Source organism: Paraburkholderia oxyphila NBRC 105797, assembly GCF_000685075.1.
GTDB lineage: Bacteria > Pseudomonadota > Gammaproteobacteria > Burkholderiales > Burkholderiaceae > Paraburkholderia > Paraburkholderia oxyphila.
In genome coordinates, this window is record NZ_BAYD01000025.1 from 1 (window position 1) to 15,223 (window position 15,223).

14 protein-coding genes and 1 pseudogene are annotated in these 15,223 nt (G+C 67.9%); 6 read left to right on the top strand and 9 right to left on the bottom strand.

Annotation, left to right across the window (positions count from 1 at the left end):
- The coding region (locus BO1_RS17790; protein WP_028218743.1) for an SH3 domain-containing protein at window positions 1–612 on the bottom strand (612 nt) is incomplete at its 3' end.
- A gap of 172 nt (window positions 613–784) precedes the next feature.
- Complete coding sequence (locus tag BO1_RS17795) at window positions 785–1,114, bottom strand: carboxymuconolactone decarboxylase family protein (protein WP_028218714.1); 330 nt, start codon at window positions 1,112–1,114, stop codon at window positions 785–787.
- A 324-nt stretch (window positions 1,115–1,438) separates the two neighbouring features.
- Between BO1_RS17795 and BO1_RS17800 the strand changes: the two genes are divergently transcribed.
- On the top strand, window positions 1,439–2,515 hold the full coding sequence (locus BO1_RS17800) for a porin (RefSeq protein ID WP_043285289.1): 1,077 nt from the start codon (window positions 1,439–1,441) through the stop codon (window positions 2,513–2,515).
- A gap of 48 nt (window positions 2,516–2,563) precedes the next feature.
- Here the strand turns inward: BO1_RS17800 and BO1_RS17805 are convergent, their stop codons facing one another.
- The 3 genes and pseudogenes from BO1_RS17805 to BO1_RS61210 all read right to left on the bottom strand — a co-directional run.
- On the bottom strand, window positions 2,564–2,983 hold the full coding sequence (locus tag BO1_RS17805; RefSeq protein ID WP_028218716.1) for a DUF3830 family protein: 420 nt from the start codon (window positions 2,981–2,983) through the stop codon (window positions 2,564–2,566).
- Window positions 2,984–3,108: 125 nt separating this feature from the next.
- Window positions 3,109–3,474, bottom strand: coding sequence for a DUF488 domain-containing protein (locus BO1_RS61205; RefSeq protein WP_167338360.1), 366 nt, complete (start codon window positions 3,472–3,474; stop codon window positions 3,109–3,111).
- 69 nt (window positions 3,475–3,543) lie between these two features.
- Window positions 3,544–4,119: pseudogene (locus tag BO1_RS61210) on the bottom strand (uracil-DNA glycosylase family protein); the annotation flags it as partial.
- 176 nt (window positions 4,120–4,295) lie between these two features.
- Between BO1_RS61210 and BO1_RS59235 the strand changes: the two are divergent.
- The 5 genes from BO1_RS59235 to dld all read left to right on the top strand — a co-directional run bounded on the left by BO1_RS59235 (window position 4,296) and on the right by dld (window position 10,595).
- Entirely contained in the window at window positions 4,296–4,445 is a 150-nt protein-coding gene (locus tag BO1_RS59235) for a hypothetical protein (RefSeq protein ID WP_156992306.1), read from the top strand.
- Window positions 4,442–5,932, top strand: coding sequence for a GntP family permease (locus BO1_RS17815; protein WP_043285271.1), 1,491 nt, complete (start codon window positions 4,442–4,444; stop codon window positions 5,930–5,932). The genes BO1_RS59235 and BO1_RS17815 overlap by 4 nt, the downstream gene beginning before the upstream one ends.
- A gap of 184 nt (window positions 5,933–6,116) precedes the next feature.
- Window positions 6,117–7,661: a hopanoid C-3 methylase HpnR gene (hpnR, locus tag BO1_RS17820; protein ID WP_028218718.1), complete on the top strand. Its 1,545-nt coding sequence runs from the start codon at window positions 6,117–6,119 to the stop codon at window positions 7,659–7,661.
- 93 nt (window positions 7,662–7,754) lie between these two features.
- Window positions 7,755–8,654, top strand: coding sequence for a LysR family transcriptional regulator (locus BO1_RS17825; RefSeq protein WP_028218719.1), 900 nt, complete (start codon window positions 7,755–7,757; stop codon window positions 8,652–8,654).
- Window positions 8,655–8,846: 192 nt separating this feature from the next.
- On the top strand, window positions 8,847–10,595 hold the full coding sequence (gene dld / locus BO1_RS17830) for a D-lactate dehydrogenase (protein ID WP_028218720.1): 1,749 nt from the start codon (window positions 8,847–8,849) through the stop codon (window positions 10,593–10,595).
- Window positions 10,596–10,662: 67 nt separating this feature from the next.
- Here the strand turns inward: dld and BO1_RS17835 are convergent, their stop codons facing one another.
- The 4 genes from BO1_RS17835 to BO1_RS17850 form a co-directional block, all read right to left on the bottom strand.
- On the bottom strand, window positions 10,663–11,424 hold the full coding sequence (locus tag BO1_RS17835) for a DUF4410 domain-containing protein (RefSeq protein WP_028218721.1): 762 nt from the start codon (window positions 11,422–11,424) through the stop codon (window positions 10,663–10,665).
- A 201-nt stretch (window positions 11,425–11,625) separates the two neighbouring features.
- Complete coding sequence (locus BO1_RS17840) at window positions 11,626–12,984, bottom strand: ATP-binding protein (protein ID WP_028218722.1); 1,359 nt, start codon at window positions 12,982–12,984, stop codon at window positions 11,626–11,628.
- 14 nt (window positions 12,985–12,998) lie between these two features.
- Complete coding sequence (locus BO1_RS17845) at window positions 12,999–13,712, bottom strand: response regulator (RefSeq protein WP_028218723.1); 714 nt, start codon at window positions 13,710–13,712, stop codon at window positions 12,999–13,001.
- A gap of 299 nt (window positions 13,713–14,011) precedes the next feature.
- On the bottom strand, window positions 14,012–15,055 hold the full coding sequence (locus BO1_RS17850) for a hypothetical protein (protein ID WP_028218724.1): 1,044 nt from the start codon (window positions 15,053–15,055) through the stop codon (window positions 14,012–14,014).
- Window positions 15,056–15,223: the final 168 nt, after the last annotated feature.

Here is a 15,223-nt window from a genome sequence, read left to right on the forward strand (position 1 = left end):
GTTGCCCGGCGGGCGTCCACCGCCTTGTCCCGGTGGCCTCGCGCCGCCTTGTCCTGGTGGCCGCGCGCCCTGGTTGGGTGGGCGATGGTCGTGTCCGTTGCCGCCGCCGGGCCGGTTGCCGTGATGGCCGCCGGGGGGCGGCGGCTTCGGGCCATGCGCGGGTGGCCGCCCGGGCGGGCGGATGGCCGGGGGCGGCCCCGGACGCGGCCCGGGATGCCGATACCAGCGCGATTGATTGCCATACCACGGGCGGTCGCGGTAATAGCTGCCCCAGTACGCGCCGAGCGTGAATGTGACGATGGGCAAGCCGATGGCCGCGCCATAGTTCATCAGCGGCACTCTCGCACCCTGATACGGATACGCGATATAGGCGCCGTAGACCCAGCCGCGCAGGCCGGGCAGGCTCACATCGCACCAGCTGTAACCGGCCACGCAGCCCATCACGGCGAGCGAGACGCCGCCCGGAAGTTGCGCCACGACGGGATAGTCGCCGGCCGGTCCGGCATAGAGATTGACGGTTGTGTTGGTGAACGCCTGGGTCTGCGCGAGCGCCGGTGTTGCCGACACTGCGGCCAGACCGGCGAGCGCCGCGCCGACGAGCTGCTTGCGCATCGCTGTTCCTCCTCGATGGGTACTGCCCGACGACTATTTATTGCGATTTCAACCAATTCGTAACCGTAACGGTAGCAGATATGCGTCCGGAGGCGCGGCTGCGTATGTAACGGGAGATTGCTTCGCGAGGCCGGCTCGCGCTGGATGCGTGCGGCCGGCCTTGCGCAACCGCTCAGTCGCCGAGCGCGTCGAGCACGCGTGCCGAATACACGAGCGCCGCGCCCGCGTTCAGCGCGACCGCCACACCGAGCGCCTCCGCAATTTCATCCCTGGTCGCGCCATGCTTCTTCGCCTCCGCCGTATGCACCGCGATGCAGCCGTCACAGCGCGTCGTGACGGCGACGGCAAGCGCGATCAGCTCGCGGGTCTTCGCGTCCAGATGGCCCGTCTTCGCCCCGGCTGTGGACAGCGTCTTGTAGCCCTCGAGCGTGCCCGGAGACAGCTTGCCCATTTCGCCGACGCGCGTCGCCAGCTCCTTGCGGTATTCGTTCCAGTTCAGCATCGGAAGTCCTTTTCAAAGTTGGGCGATCCCGGCCCATGCCCGGATCGCGGGGTAAGGCCCGCCTATTCTGAGCGCTTCACGGCGCACGTGCCACACGCTCGATGTATTCAATTTTCAACTGAATTTCAGTTGAATATTTAAATTTTTAATGGGAATTGGCTTCGCTAACATCCGCTCCGCTGACGAAGTGATCCCCTGCGGCTCGATCTGCAAACGGGGCGCAACGATCGTCGCAGACCAGAACAATCAATAACGAGATCGCATTCTTCAAAGGTGGAGAGACAGGTGAGCAATACCCTCAAGATCGCAGCGGCAGGCGTCGTAATGAGTTGCGCGTGCGCTCAGGCCGCCAACGCGCAGTCGACGGTCACGCTGTACGGCATCGTCGATGCCGGCGTGCTTTACACGAATAATCAGCAAGGCCATTCGTCGTGGCAGTTGGCGGGCGGCAACGAGTCGGGCCCGCGCTGGGGCCTGATTGGCTCCGAGGATCTCGGCGGCGGCACGAAGGCAAACTTCCGGCTGGAAAACGGCTTTAACGTCGCGAACGGCGCACTGGGCCAGGGCGGCCGAATGTTCGGCCATCAGGCTTGGGTCGGCCTGAGCAGCGTCAACTGGGGCGCGTTGACACTCGGCCGCCAGTACAACTCGACGCAGGACGTGCTCGGCACGCTGCAGATGAGCAGCTATCTGGCACAGTACTCGACGCACCCGTTCGATAACGACGACATCAACAACACGTTCCGCACGAACAATGCGGTCAAGTACGTGTCGCCAACGTGGGCCGGCCTGCAGGCGAACCTCGTGTACGGCTTCTCGAACGCCACCGGCTTCGCGGACGACAACAGCTGGAGCGCCGGCGTCACCTATGCGAACGGGCCGCTGAACGCGGGCGCTGCGTATGCGCGGATGAACCGTCCGGCGACGAGCGCGTCGGGCGCGGTTGCCTCGGACAATTACTATCCTTCGTCGGCGAGCGTGTTCGGCGCGAGTCTGGCGAGCACGACGCGCCAGCAGATCTGGGGCGCGGGCGGCACCTACGCGTTCGGGCAAGCCACGCTCGGCCTGCTCTACACCGGCACGAACTTCGAGATGGAGACAGGCGGCGCGCTGCGCTTCAACAACTACGAAGGCAGCGTGCGCTACATGCTGACGCCCGCGCTGATGGCGATGGTCGGCTACACGTACACGCAGGTGGCGCGAGGCGACGACGACGGCCACTATCATCAGGTGTCGGCGGGCGTGCAGTATCTGCTGTCCAAGCGCACCGACCTGTACCTGAACGGCTTCTACCAGAAGGCCTCATCGGGTATCGGCAGCGCGTGGATCGACGGCACCGGCGGGCCATCGTCGACGACTACGCAGGTCGCGGTGGTCGCCGGCATCCGCCAGAAGTTCTGAGCGAAGCAAACGGCTGCGGGACATCCACGACCTGAGCTCACGCCGGCGTCATTCGTCGGCGAGGCGGAACTCGATGTCCTGCGCGCCTGCCCACAGCACGAGCTTGCCGAACGCGGCGAGATGCTCGTGGCCTTCGAGCAGCGTGAAGAAGTGATTGCCGGCGAGCTGGCCCATCTTGCTCGCGAAGATCGAGCTGCCATACACGAACAGGAACTCGGTCTCGCTGAATCCGCCCGGATAGAGCAGGATGTCGCCGCGCGACGCGTGGCTCGTGTGATTTTCGAAATCGAGGCCGGTATCGAAATCGCCGAGCGGAATCCACACCGCTTCGCCGCTCCAGCGCGAATGGATCACCTTGTTCTTGAACGGCAGCAACTGCAGGAAGCGCTGGCAGGTCAGCGGCGCCTTCTCTTCCTCGAGGCGGCCAACGAAGCGGTACGGGCCGGCGTTCACGACGATCTTTTTCATGTGGGGTTCTCCATGGGATACGCATTTGCACGCACGTACATTAGCGCACTTTGCAGGCGTGCCGGTGGTCGAATAGTGGAGTTTCGTCGGGCCGGGATGTTGCTGCTCGAGGAAGGCACGCGGCGCTATTTGCGCCGCTTCTTCATCAAATAGTCGCGCAGCACGGTGGCGTTGTTGCGCACGGTCTCGTGCGAGCTATAGAGCAGCACGACCGGGCGCGTTTTGCTCGCCTCGGCGATCGGCTCCCATGCGGCCCGGTTCGCATCGAGCTCGGCGATGTAGCGCCGCTCGAACTCGTCCCATTGCGCGGGGTCCTTGTGGAACCACTGGCGCAACTCCGTGCTCGGCGCGACGTCCTTCACCCAGCTCACATGCGCGAGCTTCTCCTTGCGCATGCCGCGCGGCCACAGGCGGTCGACCAGAAAGCACGCCTGTCCGTCTTCGGGCAGCGCTTCGTAGACACGCTGGACGGTGATCGCTGGTTGGGTCATCTTCTGCTTCTCCTTGTTGTGCGGATCCACGGCCGATTGCTGCCTGTGCTGTGTTTGGGATAAAGCCTCGGCGACGCGCTCGCGCAGCGCGGGCAGCACGTCGTGCGCAAACCACGGATGCCGCTGGAGCCACGGCGTATTGCGTGGCGAGGGGTGGGGCAGCGGCACACAGGCGGGCGCGTACTCGCGCCAGGCCTCCACGGTCTCGGTCAGCGAGGCCTTGCGCCGGTTGCCGAGGAAGTAGCGCTGCGCATACTGGCCGACCAGCAACGTGAGGCGCACGTCGGGCATCAGCGCGAGCAGGCGTTCGTGCCAGAGCGGCGCGCATTCGGGACGCGGCGGGTTATCGCCGCCGCCGCCACGGCCCGGATAGCAAAAGCCCATCGGCACGAGGGCGATGCGCGCGGCGTCGTAGAAGGTCTGCGCATCGATGCCCATCCAGTCGCGCAGGCGCTCGCCGCTCGCGTCGTCCCACGGCACGCCCGAAGCATGGACCTTCGCGCCGGGCGCCTGGCCGACGATCAGCAGACGCGCACTGGCGCTTGCCTGCAGCACCGGACGCGGGCCGAGCGGCAAGCTCCCGGCACAGACGCGGCAAGCGCGGATTTCGGTCAAGAGGCGCGGGAGCGAGCGGGTATTCGACACGGCGCGATGGCGATACGGACAGTGGGCGAGAGCGGGAGTCCCAGTCTACCAAAGCAGCGCCGCGCTTTTGGCGTCTCCTGACCGGCAGGCGAGGCCGTGCAGCGCGGGCGTCGCGCGTGCGCCGGTTTTGGCTTTTCCTGTAACCTCGCGGCTGGTCGACCTTCAACGGAGCCGCCATGGCCGCCGAAAGTGACACGACACCGCTAAGGGCGCGCGCGTTTCGCAGGGCCCGCCGCACGCCCGATGCGCTGCTGGCCTCCCTGTGCCTGGTCACGCTGTTGCGAGCCCTGGAGATCGGCGGCGTGCGGCCTGGAGCCGGGCAATGAGCGCGGCCGCGCTTGCGCTGGGCCTCGGCGGCATGCTCGCGAGCCTTGCGCTGCTCATCTGGCTCGCTTATCGCGGCTGGAGCGTGCTGCTGCTTGCGCCGCTCTGCGCGATGCTGGCCGCACTCATCTCGGGCCAGCCCGTGCTCGCGCACTGGACCCAGACCTTCATGGGCAGCACAGGGCGTTTTCTCGCGCAATTCTTTCCGCTGTTTCTGCTCGGCTCGCTGTTCGGCAAGCTGATGGAGGACAGCGGCTCGGTGGACGCCGTCGCACAGTTCATGATCGACAAGCTCGGCACGCGTCACGCGCTCGCCGCCGTGGTGCTGGGCGGCGCGCTCGTCACCTATGGCGGCGTCAGCCTGTTCGTGGCGTTCTTCGTGCTCGCGCCGATGGCGCAGGCGCTCTTTCGCTCGGCCAATCTTCCGCGCCGCCTGATGCCGGCCGCGATCATGCTGGGCACGGCAACCTTCACCATGTCCGCGCTGCCCGGCACGCCTGCGCTGCAAAACGCCATTCCAATGCCGTTTTTCGGCACCACGCCGTTCGCGGCGCCGGGGCTCGGGATCATCGCGGCCATCGTGATGGCAGGCTTCGGTCTCTGGTGGCTCGGGCGCATGGCTGCCGTGGCGCGCCGCAATGGCGAGGGCTTCGTCGAGCCCGCGGGCGGCGGCGCCGACGATACGGCGCGCGGCAAGTCGGCGCTCGTGCGCGAGCGCGCGAGCCTCGCACAGACCTTCGATCCCGCCGAAATCGACAACGGCGCCGTTGCGTCGGACGACGCGGGCCCGCCGCCCCCCTTCGTTGCGCTCGCGCCGCTCGCGGTGGTGGTGGCGACGAACTTCGTCATGAACGTCGTGGTGTTTGCGCACATGGACGCCGGCTATCTTGCCGAGCCGCGCTGGGGCGCGACCTCGCTTTCGGCGGTGGCAGGCGTATGGGGTGTTTCGGTGGCGCTCGCGGTGGGGATCGCCGTGCTCATCGCCCTGAACCGCGGGCGCCTCGCCGCGTTGCGCGAAAGCGTGGATGCGGGCGCGAACGCCGCCGTGCTGCCGGTCCTCAGCGTGGGCAGCCTCGTGGGCTACGGCGCCGTGATCGCCGCGCTGCCGGCGTTCGAGGCGGTGCGCGACTGGGTGCTCGGCATCGGCGGCGGTCCGCTCGTCTCGCTCGCGGTCGCGGCGAACCTGCTCGCGGGGCTCACCGGCTCGGCCTCGGGCGGGCTCACCATTGCGCTCGACGCGCTCGGCGGCACCTATATGCAGCTTGCCGCGCAGCATCATATCGATCCCGCGTTGCTGCATCGCGTCGCCGTGATGTCGTCGGGCACGCTCGACAGCCTCCCGCACAACGGCGCCGTGGTGACACTGCTGGCCGTTTGCGGGTCGACGCATCGCGAGAGCTATCGCGATCTCGTGGTGGTCAGCATCGTGGGCGCGCTGATTGCTCTAGCCGTGGTGATCGTGCTGGGGTCGTTTTTCGGCAGCTTCTGATTATCGGCGTCACACGGGCTCGAGGCGGGCGTGATGCCGGAAGTGGCGGCGCCGCGAGCGCCGCTGTGTGAAGGCGCGTAGACTCGCACGAAGCAGCAGTGCCGGAGCAGTGCCACAGCAGTGCCATACCGCAGGCGCGCCGCGATGCACACCGCGTCGGGCAGGCGCCTCGCAAGGAGGCTTCATGAGATTGCTCGCTGTCCACCCGAGCGGCCTGATGTATACGCGCGTGTTCCTGCGCCTCGAGCCGCTGGGTCTCGAATCGGTTGCCGGCACCGCGCGCGACGCGGGCCACGACGTGCGCCTGATCGACCTGCAAGTGGAGACCCATCGCGACCTGATGCGCAGGGTGCGCGACTGGCAGCCCGAGGCGCTCTGCTTTTCGGGCAACTATCTGGCGAACATTCCCGAGATCGTCGACCTCTCCCGGGCCGTGAAGGCCGCGCTGCCTGCGTGCTTCGTGTTCGTGGGCGGCCATAGCGTGTCGTTCACGGCGCACGATCTGCTGCGTCACGCCGATGGCGCCATCGACTGCGTCCTGCGCGGCGAAGGCGAGGCGTCGGTCAACATGCTGCTCGAGGCCGTCGCGCAAGGCGGCGATCTGCTCGCGGTGCCGGGCGTGGTCACGCGCGAAGGGTCCGGGCCGCCGCCGCGCTTCGTCGAAAATCTGGACCCCGTGCGGCCCGCGCGCGACCTGCTGCGGCACCGGCGCAAATATTTCATCGGCACGCTCGACCCGTGCGCGTCGATCGAATTCGCGCGCGGCTGCCCGTGGGACTGCACGTTCTGCAGCGCGTGGACCTTCTATGGGCGCAGCTACCGCACGCGCAGCCCCGAGGTCGTGGTGGAGGAACTCGCGTCGCTGCGCGAGCCGGGCGTCTTTATCGTCGACGACGTGGCCTTCGTGCACGCCGAGCACGGCATGGCGATCGCCGATGCGATCCGCAAACGCGGCATCCAGAAGCGCTACTACCTCGAAACGCGCGGCGACGTGCTCCTGCGCAACAAGGAGGTGTTCCGCGCGTGGCAGACGCTGGGCCTCAAGTACATGTTCCTCGGCCTCGAGGCGATCGACGACGAGGGGCTCAAGGCGTTTCGCAAGCGCATCAGCCTCGACCGCAATTTCGAGGCGCTGGAGTTCGCGCGTTCGCTGGGCATCACGGTCGCGGTCAACCTGATTGCGGACCCCGACTGGGACCATGCGCGCTTCGAGACGATACGCCAGTGGTGCATGGAGATTCCCGAGATCGTGAACATCAGCGTGAACACGCCGTATCCGGGTACCGAGAACTGGCAGCAGGAGGCGCGGCGCCTGACGAGCCTCGATTACAGGCTCTACGACATCCAGCATGCGGTGGTGCCGACGAAGCTGCCGTTGCCCGAGTTCTACGCGGAACTGGTGCGCACGCAACAAGTTCTGAATCGCAAGCACCTCGGCTGGACGGCGCTGCGCGGCGCGCTCGGGCAGGCGACGCATCTGCTGTTGCGCGGCCAGACCAATTTCGTGCGCATGCTGTGGAAGTTCAACTCGGTGTTCGATCCGCGCCTGCAGCTCGCCGACCACGCGCGCGAGGTGCACTACGAGATGACGCCGCCGCCCGGCATGACCGGCGAGCGCCATGTCGACATGAAGACCATCTATATTCACGGCCCGGCAGGGCGCAAGGGCCGCAAGATCGACGACGCCACCGAGAAGTTCGTCGACGAGACCCGCATGGGCACGGGCTGAACGCATAGCCCATTGCTCCGGATGGACGCCCGCGCAGTTTCGGTTCACACTGCGCGCTCCATCCTGCGCGGGTCGAATCAAGACGAAAAACCTATGGAATTGCGCCAGCTACGCTATTTCCTCGCTGTCGCCGAGCATCTGCACTTCAGCGAAGCCGCGCGCGTGCTCGGCATTGCACAGCCGCCGCTGAGCCAGCAGATCCAGAAGCTCGAAAAGGAGCTTGGCACGCGCCTGTTCATGCGGCATTCGCGGCACGTCGAGTTGACCGAGGCCGGGCGGCTCTTTCGCGAGCGCGCGCGGCGCATCGTGGAAGACGCCGATCTCGCGCTGGCCGAGGCGCAGAACGCGGGACGCGGCGAGACGGGCCGGCTGATGCTGGGTTTCGCGGGCTCCACGGTGTTCCATCCGCTCGTGGCCACGCTGCTGCAGCGCTATCGCAGCGCGTATCCAGGCGTGGCGATCGGCTGCGAGGAAAGCAATAGCTCGGTGCTGCTCGAGCGCGTGAGCGAGGCGAAGGTGGACGCCGCCTTCGTGCGCCTGCCGCTCGACTGCCGGGGGCTCGCCACCGAGCCGCTCGTGGAGGAGGACGTGCTCGCGGTGCTGCCGCCGCGGCATCGTCTCGCGCGGCGGCGCAGCATCGATCTCGCCGATCTCGCAGGCGACCCGCTGATTCTCTTTCCGCGCCCGATCGGCCCCGATCTCTACGATTCGATCCTCAGCGCGTGCCGTGCCTCGGGCTTCAATCCGGTCATCAGCATGGAGTCGCCGCAAATCTCCTCGGCCGTCAACATGGCGGCGGCCGGCTTCGGCGTCACGCTCATTCCGTCTTCGATGCGGCAGATCCGGGCGCTCGGCGTCACTTATCACGCGCTCAAGGGCGGGTCGCTCCATACCACCATCGCACTCGTGCACCGGCCGGGCGAGCGCTCGCCGACGGTGCAGCATTTCGTGCGCATCCTGCGCGAGACGGCCCGGCACGCTTCGCGCGATTGAGTCCGGCGTCATGCGCGGGCGCTCGAATCCCGCTTGCGCGGCGAATCTATATGTTTTTCATATCGATTGACCGCATCCGCGATATTGGACGTAATGGATCGCGCGGCCTATGCTCGGCTCCTTTGATTCGAAGGCAAGCGAACCGCCGCGTGAATGTGGCGTCCGCATGCCGGCCCAGCAGGAGTTGCCCGCATGTCCGCCGTTTCCGATCGTTCTGACTCGCCGCGCGCGCAGCGTGGCGAGGGGCGAGCGCCGCTCGTCGACGCCTTGCAATCCATCGTCGGCCGCCGCCACGTGCTTACCGGCGACGAGGCAACGCTTCGATACCGCAAGGGCTTTCGCTTCGGCGAGGGCAAGGTGGCGGCGGTGGTGCGCCCCGGCTCGCTCGTCGAGCAATGGGCCGTGCTGCAAGCCTGCGTGAGCGCGAACGCCATCGTCATTTCACAGGCCTCCAACACGGGCTTGACGGGCGGCTCGACGCCCGATGGCGACGGCTACGACCGCCCAATCGTGATCGTGAGCATGGCGCGCATGCGCAAGGTCTACGTGATCGACGGCGGCAAGCAGGTGGTCTGCCTGCCGGGCGCCACGCTCGATCAACTCGAGAAGGCGCTCAAGCCGTTCGGCCGCGAGCCGCATTCGGTGATCGGTTCGTCGTGCCTCGGCGCATCGGTGGTCGGCGGCATCTGCAACAACTCGGGCGGCTCGCTCGTGCGGCGCGGGCCGGCCTACACGGAGATGAGTGTCTATGCACAGGTCGATGCGCAGGGTCAGCTCAGCCTCGTCAACCACCTCGGCATCCGCCTTGGCGAGACGCCCGGGCAGATCCTCGCGCGCCTCGATCGCGGCGAACTGCCCGAAGCGGACAGCCGCCACGACGCCGGCGCAGCCTCGGACCGGCACTACGCCGAGCACGTGCGCGACGTGGACGCGGCGACACCGGCGCGCTACAACGCCGATCCGCTGCGCCTCCACGAAGCCTCGGGATCGGCCGGCAAGGTGATGGTGTTCGCGGTGCGGCTCGACACGTTTCCTGTGGAGAAAGGCGCGAAGGTGTTCTACATCGGCACCAACGCGACCCCGGAGCTGACCGACGTGCGCCGCCATGTGCTCTCGGCACTGTCCAGCCTGCCGATTGCGGGCGAGTACATGCACCGGGACGCGTTCGATATCGCCGAGCGCTACGGCAAGGACGTGTTCCTCATGATCCAGTATCTGGGCACCGAGCGGCTGCCTGCCTTGTTCGCGCTGAAGAGCCGCTGCGATGCGTTTTTCGAGCGCTTCGGCTTCTTGCCCGCGCATCTCACCGACCGCGTGGCGCAGGCCGCGAGCCGGCTGTTTCCGAGCCATCTGCCCGCGCGCCTGAAGGACTATCGCAACCGCTACGAGCATCATCTGATGCTCAAGGTGTCGGCCGATACCGCCGATGAGACGCGCGCTTATCTGCAGCGCTACTTCGCGCAGGCGGGCGGCGACTTTTTCGAATGCACGGCCGAGGAAGGCGCCAAGGCCTTCCTGCACCGCTTCGCGGCGGCGGGGGCGGCCGTGCGCTATCGCGCGGTGCATGGCGACGAAGTGGAAGATATCGTCGCGCTCGACATCGCCTTGCGGCGCAACGACCGCGAGTGGTTCGAAAAGCTGCCCGAGGCCGTCGAGCGGCCCATTGCGGTCAAGCTCTATTACGGGCATTTCCTGTGCCACGTATTTCATCAGGACTACATCGTCCGCAAGGGCAACGATTGCCTCGAACTCGAGCACGCGATGTGGAAGCTGCTGGACGCGCGCGGCGCCGAGTATCCGGCCGAGCACAACGTCGGCCATCTCTACCCCGCGAAGCCCGCGCTCAAGGCGTTTTATGAAAGCCTCGATCCGTGCAACTGCTTCAATCCGGGTATCGGGCAGACCTCGAAGTTCGCGCATTACCGCGAGACCGCGCAATAGAAAAGAGAACGGCGGCGCATGTGCGCCGCCGTACGGGTCTACAGATTGCCGCGTTGTCGGGCTGTGATCAGCTGGCCTTGCTGACCGGCACCCAGCCGTATTGCGTGGCCGCTTGCGCAAGCTGCTTCGCGATCGAGGTGGCGAGCTTGCCGGCGTCGGCGGTGGTCGTGTCGCGCTTGGCCTCGGACACGCCGTGCAGCCCTGCGCCTGCCGCCGCCGACATGGCCACCTGGCCCGCCGCCGCGCCCACGCCCGCCGTTTCGGCCATGCCGGGCATATGGCCGCTGTCCGCCTTCGCCTCGAAGGTGACGAGCGATTGCGGCGCGCCGTTGGCCGGCAGGTACGACACGGCAATGGTCGCGCCCACTTCGCTCTTGCCCGCGCCTAGCCCGATCAGGACGCGGCGGCGACGGCTGCCAGCATCGACGGTATCGATGCGGCCTTCGACCACGATCGCGCTGCGTCCCGCCGGCACGGGGCCTTCCACGCGCAGGGCGGGCAGGCCCATCTTCTGCAATTGCGCGACGATGTTGTCGGCCAGCTTCTCGCGCGCCGCGAGCGCCATCTGTTGCTGCTGCTGCGCCGACGACTCGCCGCTCGCCATCATCTTGAGCTTTTGCGCCATGCCGCTGTCGAGCTTCACGACATCGGGCGAGATCTCGAACGCGGACACGTAGATCACCTCGGCGCGCACTTGCGGCAGCGGGCCGGCTGCCTGCAGCGCATTCGCGGCCGAGGCGCAACCCGAAGCGAACAGCGAGCCTGCGAGCAGGGCTGCGCCGGCGAAACGACGGGTCTTGTTGAAGAGGGATTGGAGCATCGTGTTCATCTCGGGTTGCCTGGGTGCTGGATCCGCTATTCGCCAGTTAATCAGGATGTCGAAATAATGGATCGGGTTCATGAGGGCCGGCGGGACGTCTTGCCTGCTCTTGTCTCGTGGCAGCGCGTGTCGCTCGGTACAGGCGCAAGTATGGGAGAAGGCGCGTGCTGACGCCACGCGCGAATTATGTCGCTGTATGTCGCCCGCGCGTCACCCGTGCGCGGCGGGCTCCGGAAACGGGGCGCGTTCGAGTGGCAGCCTCACCACAGCTTCGAGCCCGCCGCCCGCGCGGTCGGCGAAGGTCAGCGAGCCGCCATGCAACCGCGCGATTCGTTCGACGATTGCAAGGCCCAGGCCGGTGCCGCCCGTGTGGCCGCGCGCGTTGGTCCCGCGGCTGAACGGCGATTTGAGCCGCTCCAGCTCTTCTGCGCGGATGCCGCTGCCGCGGTCGCAAATGGCCACGCAGGCGTGGCCGTCGGCCTGCCACGTGCGCACGCAAAGGCCCGTGCGGCCATAAACGACGGCGTTCTGCATCAGGTTCATCAACAGGCGCATGACGGCCACGGGCCGGAACGCGAAATGGGGCAGATCGCCTTCTTCGAAGTCGAATTCGTGCCCGAGCCCCGCGAAGTCGGCCACGAGCTGCCCGACGAGCGCATTGAGGTCGCCCGGCTGCGGTGCTTCGCGCTCGCCGCTGCCCGCGTAGTCCATGAACTGCTGGAGGATCGTGTCGATGTGGTCGAGATAGCCCTCGGCCGAATCGACGAGCTTGTCGTTGGTGCCGCGCGGCAGCGCCATGGCGATGGCGAGGCGCAGCTTGGTGAGCGGCGTGCGGATGTCGTGCGAGACGCCGGCGAGCATCAGCGCGCGCGTCGCTTCCGCTTGCTGCAGCGCAGCGGTCATCTGGTTGAACGCCTGGCTGACCTGAGCGATCTCGGTCGGGCCGTCGGTGGGCAGGGGCGCGGGTGCATCGCCTGCGCTCACGCGGCGCGCCGCGTGAGCCAGATCGCCGAGCGGGCGGTTCAGATGGAGCTGGATCAGCCAGCCCGTGAACGCCGCCAGCAGCGCGAGGCCGATCGACAGCGCGATGGCCGTGGTGATGCCGCTCGCGCGTGCGTCGGCGGTCATCGGCAGGGCCACCCAGACGGGCTCGCCCGCCGCGTGCACGCGGATCCAGAGGCGCTCTTCGTCTGAGATTTCCCAGCGCACCGGCATGTCGCCGGGCAGATGGCGCCGGAGCGCCTCGATGAAGACGTCGCGCTGCCAGGTCTGGAAAACATGCAGCGGATTCACGCCGGGCAGGTCGACGCTCGCGTTGGGCGCCTCGCGGTGCGCATTCAGGCGCGCGGTGGCGGCGCGGCCTTCGGCCGGCGGCATCGAGGCGAGCGTGCCGTCGAGCATCTTGACGTAGTCGGCGAAGATGATCGAGGCGCGCTCGATATGCGGGCGCTGCACGAAATGCAGCAACGCCGCCAGCGAGCACACCTGGGTGAGCGCGACGAGCGCCACCAGCAACGCGATATTGCGCGAGAGGAGCGAGCGCGGCAGCCAGCGCGAAAGCGTACGCATGAACGAGTGACGCATCAGGCGTCGACGCCGGCCACCAGCATGTAGCCGATGCCCCAGACGGTCTTGATGAAGCGCGGCTTGGCGGGATCTTCCTCGACGATCTGGCGCAGCCGCAGGATCTGCACGTCGACGCTGCGGTCGAGCGCGGCATGGTCGCGCCCGCGGGCGCGCGCGAGCAGGTTCTCGCGGCTCACGGCGCGGTTCGGTGAGGAGCCGAGCGCGTGCAACAGCAGCATTTGCGCCGAATGGATCTCGATGGGCACGCCGTCGCGCAGGAGCGTTTGCTGGCCGACGTCGAAGACGAAATCGCCGAAGCGCAGCCGCTGCGTCGTGACCGTGGGGTCGCCCGCGGCCATCTTCTGGCGGCGCAGCAGCGCCTTCACGCGCGCGACGAGCTCGTCGGGCAGGAAGGGCTTGGCGAGGTAGTCGTCGGCGCCGGTTTCGAGGCCGATCACCTTGTCGGCGGCATCGCCCTTGGCCGTGAGCATGAGGATCGGCAGCGTATGGCCTTCCGCGCGCAGCCGGCGGCATACGCTCAGGCCGTCTTCGGGCTCCATCATCAGATCGAGCACGAGCAGGTCGTAAGGCTCGCGTTGCAGCATGCGGTCGAGGCGCTTGCCGTCGGCGACGGCGCGCACTTCGAAGCCATGCCCGCTCAGGAAGCGCTGCAGCATGTGGCGCAGCTCGGCTTCGTCGTCGAGCACGATGATCCGGTTTGCCTGCTCCATGGGCCGCCTCCGGCGTTGCGCTACGGGGTCGGGATGCGTCCGGCGCCATGCGGCGCCGTCATTCAGGCGCGCGACTCAGACGCATTGATAAGGGGTGCTATCGGCTTGCGGCCGCTCCTTCGATATTAGATGAGATGAGCGAGCACGAACGTCGTGTCGCGCACGTTGCACGGGAACTCGCGACGCCGTGGGCGGGCAGTGCGCTCGTGGCCGTGGCGCCCGGATGTGCCGGTTGGGCGCTCGGGCCGCAGCGGGGCGGCCGGCGCGCGCCCGTGGAAACGGGCGCCGCGCGTTCGCGATCAGGCCCAATGCGCGGGCACCCAGACACCGCCTGCCCAGTGGCCCGGCACCCAGATCGCGGCGCGCGGGGCGGGCGCGACGTAGACCGGACGCGGGGCGACATAGACAGCGTGCGGCAGCGGGCGGCCGACATACACGACGCGCGGCGCGGGCGGCGCGACGTACACGACCTTGGGCGCGGGCGGCGCGACATACACGACCTTCGGCGCGGGCGGTGCAACATAAACCGGCTTCGGCGGCGGGGGCGCGACGTAGACGGTCTTGGGCGCCTGGGCGACGACGACGGTGCTCGGCGCCGGCGGCGGGGCCACATAGACCGTGTTGGCCGGCGGCGGGGGCGGCGGCGTGACGACCACCGGCGCAGGCGCGACGGCCACCGTGGCGCCCACGGCTACCGTGGTCCCGCCCTGGACCACCGTGGTCCCGCCCGTCGTGACCGTGCCGCCGTGGACGACGGTCGAGCCGCCCGACGTCGTCACCACGCCCGGTGCGACGCTTGTCGCGCTGCCCGAGTGCGTGACCGTGCCGCCTTCGCTGCCCGTGGCCGTGCCCGAGCGATAGCAGGTCGAGCCCGCGCAGCTGGTCGAGGCGTTGTGGCTCACGCTGTTGCCGTTCGCGGCGGTGACCGTGCCCGAAGACGAGTACTGGCCCGGCGCCGTGCGCGTCACGCTGCCCGAGGTCGATGCGCTGCGGCCGTCCTCGCCCGTCATGGTGCCGGTGTGCGAGCAGGTGCCCCCTGCGCAGCTCGTGTCGCCGGAATGCTGGACCGAACGCCCGTTCGGGCCGACTGCCGTGCCGCTGTTCGAGAACTGTCCCGGCGCGGTGCGCGTGACGGTGCCCGTGTTGGTCGCGACGCCGCCCCATGGGCCGGCCACGCCGCCCGCGTGCGAGCAGCTGCCGCCGCCGCACGAGCCGTAGTGCGCGCCGTTGTACGTGCCGCGCGGCGTGTAGGCGGTGCCGTGGCCGGACCAGCCTGCGAAAGCCGGTGCGCTGGCGAGGGCGAGGAGGGCGGCGGCGAGGGCGGAGCGGGTGAGCGATTTCATCGGGGATCCTTGCGTTTCGGTTCGGAGCACGCAGTCGGCGTGTCAGCGGAACGAACTATAGGGCGATCCCTTGTGCGAGTCTCGCGCAAAACCATGTCGCGGTATTTCACGCCGGGCGCACGACATGCGGCGACATACTTTGTCAGTGGTTCTGCGCGTCGCGCGTCA

What these genes read in the sequence shown, in the direction of transcription:
- BO1_RS17850 (WP_028218724.1), bottom strand. Translation starts at nt 15,055, where the DNA reads ATGAAATCGCTCACCCGCTCCGCCCTCGCCGCCGCCCTCCTCGCCCTC.
- hpnR (WP_028218718.1), top strand. Translation starts at nt 6,117, where the DNA reads ATGAGATTGCTCGCTGTCCACCCGAGCGGCCTGATGTATACGCGCGTG.
- BO1_RS17825 (WP_028218719.1), top strand. Translation starts at nt 7,755, where the DNA reads ATGGAATTGCGCCAGCTACGCTATTTCCTCGCTGTCGCCGAGCATCTG.
- BO1_RS17835 (WP_028218721.1), bottom strand. Translation starts at nt 11,424, where the DNA reads ATGAACACGATGCTCCAATCCCTCTTCAACAAGACCCGTCGTTTCGCC.
- BO1_RS59235 (WP_156992306.1), top strand. Translation starts at nt 4,296, where the DNA reads ATGGCCGCCGAAAGTGACACGACACCGCTAAGGGCGCGCGCGTTTCGC.
- BO1_RS17845 (WP_028218723.1), bottom strand. Translation starts at nt 13,712, where the DNA reads ATGGAGCAGGCAAACCGGATCATCGTGCTCGACGACGAAGCCGAGCTG.
- BO1_RS17800 (WP_043285289.1), top strand. Translation starts at nt 1,439, where the DNA reads ATGAGTTGCGCGTGCGCTCAGGCCGCCAACGCGCAGTCGACGGTCACG.
- BO1_RS17795 (WP_028218714.1), bottom strand. Translation starts at nt 1,114, where the DNA reads ATGCTGAACTGGAACGAATACCGCAAGGAGCTGGCGACGCGCGTCGGC.
- BO1_RS61205 (WP_167338360.1), bottom strand. Translation starts at nt 3,474, where the DNA reads ATGACCCAACCAGCGATCACCGTCCAGCGTGTCTACGAAGCGCTGCCC.
- BO1_RS17840 (WP_028218722.1), bottom strand. Translation starts at nt 12,984, where the DNA reads ATGCGTACGCTTTCGCGCTGGCTGCCGCGCTCGCTCCTCTCGCGCAAT.
- BO1_RS17815 (WP_043285271.1), top strand. Translation starts at nt 4,442, where the DNA reads ATGAGCGCGGCCGCGCTTGCGCTGGGCCTCGGCGGCATGCTCGCGAGC.
- dld (WP_028218720.1), top strand. Translation starts at nt 8,847, where the DNA reads ATGTCCGCCGTTTCCGATCGTTCTGACTCGCCGCGCGCGCAGCGTGGC.
- BO1_RS17805 (WP_028218716.1), bottom strand. Translation starts at nt 2,983, where the DNA reads ATGAAAAAGATCGTCGTGAACGCCGGCCCGTACCGCTTCGTTGGCCGC.